The 2827-nt window shown below is 60.3% G+C and carries 4 protein-coding genes; all 4 read right to left on the bottom strand.

The window, feature by feature from the left end:
* Window positions 1-727 (bottom strand): energy-coupling factor ABC transporter ATP-binding protein (locus lacNas_RS00020; protein ID WP_201346468.1); only part of this gene is annotated, 727 nt, incomplete at its 3' end.
* Window positions 711-1535, bottom strand: a complete 825-nt coding sequence (locus tag lacNas_RS00015) for an energy-coupling factor ABC transporter ATP-binding protein (RefSeq protein ID WP_201336015.1) — start codon at window positions 1533-1535, stop codon at window positions 711-713. The genes lacNas_RS00020 and lacNas_RS00015, both read right to left, overlap by 17 nt.
* Window positions 1514-2290, bottom strand: coding sequence for an energy-coupling factor transporter transmembrane component T (locus lacNas_RS00010; RefSeq protein WP_201330342.1), 777 nt, complete (start codon window positions 2288-2290; stop codon window positions 1514-1516). Before lacNas_RS00010 ends, lacNas_RS00015 begins: the two co-directional genes overlap by 22 nt.
* The coding region (locus lacNas_RS00005) for an ECF transporter S component (RefSeq protein WP_201346467.1) at window positions 2287-2827 on the bottom strand (541 nt) is incomplete at its 5' end. The genes lacNas_RS00010 and lacNas_RS00005, both read right to left, overlap by 4 nt.

The raw sequence follows: 2827 nt of genomic DNA, 5'->3' as shown, positions 1-2827 counted from the left end.
GGCTCAACTGCCAGGCCCTGGCCGGCAGCAGTCCCAGCTGCTCCATCAGGTCCTGGTCGGCAAACAAGCCGGCCACTGGCCCCTGGTAAAGCAGCCGGCCCCGGCTCATGGCCCAGACTTGGCGGCACTCCCGGGCCAGCCAGTCCATGTCGTGCGTGATCATGACCACGCTTTTGCCGCGGGCCACGCGGCGGCGGATCAAGCGGGTGACAAGCTGGCGGCCGGGATAATCCAGGCTCATCAGCGGCTCGTCGAGCAGGCAGATTTCCGGGTCAAGGACCAAGGCGCTGGCGATGGTCAGAAGCTTTTTGCTGGAAAGCGACAGGTCATAGGGATTTTGCTCCCGGAAGGCAGAAAGGCCAAATTCTTCCAGGATCTTGTCGGTTCGGGCGGCAATTTCCGCCGCCGGCAACCGGGCCTGCTTCATGGACCAGGCGAGCTCTTCGGCCACGGTTGAGTTGAAGAGCTGGTCATTGGGGTCTTGAAAAGCGTAGGCAATTTTGCTCAGGCGGCGGTCAGCCAGATAGTCAGCCAGCTTCTGGCCGTTCACGGCAACCGCGCCGTCTGCCGGAAGCAGGTCAGCCAGCAGCTTCAAGAGGGTGCTCTTGCCGGATCCGTTTTGTCCGACCAGGCAGACCAGGCCGGTGGGAAAAGTTTCCCGCGGGATTTCCAGGCTGAAAGTTGAATTGGGGTAGGTATAGCGGAGGTTTTTAATTTCGATTGGCATTTATGGCAGCTTTCTTTAATTCATTGGCGGTCACCGGCCAGCGGCCGCCGAGCTCAAGGCCCAGTTTCCGGGCCATTTTCCAGGCAACGGGTTTGTCGAATGCCGGGTCGTTTAAGGCATTGAAGACTTGCTGGGGCGCAGCGGCCATGACCAGACGGCCGTCTTTCATGACCCAGATCTGGTCGCAGAGCTCGGCCAGGTCGTCGACTTCGCCGGAGACGATCAGCAGGGGGCAGGGCAGCTTTTTCAGCCAGGAGAAGAAATGCTCCCGGCCCAGCGGGTCCATCTGGCTGCTGGCGTCGTCCAGCAAAAGCAGGTCCGGCCCTGCAGCCAGGGCGCTGGCAATCGCCACCCGCTGAACCTGGCCCCCTGAAAGCTGGTTGGGCGAACAGGCCAGCAGGCCGGTCAAGTCCAGCTGGTCAGCCGCCAGCTGGACGGCTTGGTCAATTTCGGCATCGCTTTTCCCCTGGTTAAGCAGGGAAAAGGCCAATTCGTCATAGACCGTGTCGGCCAGCCCGGTCAGCTGGCTGACCGGATCCTGCTGGACCATGGCCAGGTCATGCCGCTTTCGCCAAGTGGTCAGGTCCTGGCCGGCCAAACTGACAGCCCCGGCGACTTTGGCCGGAATCATCTGGGGGACGATGCCGGCCAGCAAGGCCAGCAGGCTGCTTTTGCCGGCATGGCTGGGGCCAATGATGCCGATCCGGCTGCCGCGGCTGGCCACGGACAGATCATTTAAGGCATTTTCCTGGCAGCCTGGATAGCGCAGATTGAGACCGCTGATGGTCAGCTGAAGATCATTTGACATGCTTTTCCTCCTAAAAGGGCCACGCAAGCGGCCAGCAAAAAACGGTGACACAGTTTTTCCCGCCAGTATTTTTTCCGCAGAGTCGCCGGCCGGCGCCGGGGACTGCCGTAGCCCCGCAGCTGCAGGGAGATCGACCGGTTCATGGCTTCTTGAAAACTCTTGACGATCAGGGGCAGCAGGACCGGGAAGAGGTTTTTGGCCCGGGAGGCCAAAGACCTGGCCGGCGCGATTCCCCTTGCCTTTTGCGCCAGCTGGATCTTTTGCAGGTTCTGCCGCATCTGCGGCAAAATGTAGCAGACCGACATGAGGATGTAGACTTGCTGGTAAGACAGGCCGCAGGCTTCCAGATAGCGGGCATTTTCCGAAACCGTGGTTGTCTGCATGAAGAAGCTGCTGGCAAAGATGATGACCAGGATCCGGCAGGCCAGCAGGCTGGCGTGCACCAGTCCTTCTTGGTAAAAGGTCGCTCCAGCCAGCCGGAAGGCAGCCGTGTGGTTCTGGGGCCAGAAGAGCCCCTGGATCAAGAGCATGGTCACAATCAAAAAGAGGCTGAAGGCGCACATGCCCCACAAGGCCCGGGAATTTTTGGCAAAAAGGGCCACCAGCAGGCTGGCCAAGACCAGGAGGCCGCTTGAAAGCAGGCTGCCGCAAGAAAAAGCAGCGATGGTGAACAGCAAGATCAAGAGCAGCTTGCTGACGGGGTCAAGAGCTGCCGGCCAGGAAACTGGCGCGGTCATTTCATTGCTGTTTCTCATGCTTGTCCTCCTGCAAAAAAGCTGCGCAGGCTTAGGGGCAGCTGCTTGTAGACCAGGAAGGCCAGGTAGGCAACGACCGTCTTGTCCAGCAGGTCAAGGACGAATTCGTCGGCAAAAGAGGCCAGCCAGATGTTGACGTGCTTGGCGACCAGGGAGGCAAAGAGGGCGTCCCCCCAGGCGATTCCTGTCTGCCCGCCCCAGAAAGCAACGTTGAGCGGGGTGGAAATTACGGCTGACACCAGGGCAACCAAAATGGCGGCGGGCAGGACCGTGACCGGCTTCTTGAAAAAGCCCCGCTGCTTCAGCCAGGCTACGGCCAGGCCGATGCCGATGCTGGTCAAGGCATAGACGGTTGAGATGGGCGACAGGGTCAGGCCGTAGACAACATTGTTGATGAAGCCGCTGAGAGCACCGGCAACCGGGCCGGCCAGCATGCTGGCCAGGAAGGTTCCCAGAGACCCCAGCCAGACTGGCAGCTTTAGGCTTCCGGCAAAAACCTTGGCAACATAATTTATCCCGACGGCAGCGGGAATCAGG

Origin of the sequence: Lactobacillus nasalidis, from assembly GCF_016587775.1 — a bacterium.
In the GTDB taxonomy this organism is placed as follows: domain Bacteria; phylum Bacillota; class Bacilli; order Lactobacillales; family Lactobacillaceae; genus Lactobacillus; species Lactobacillus nasalidis.
This window is presented reverse-complemented; position numbering and strand designations above follow the sequence as displayed.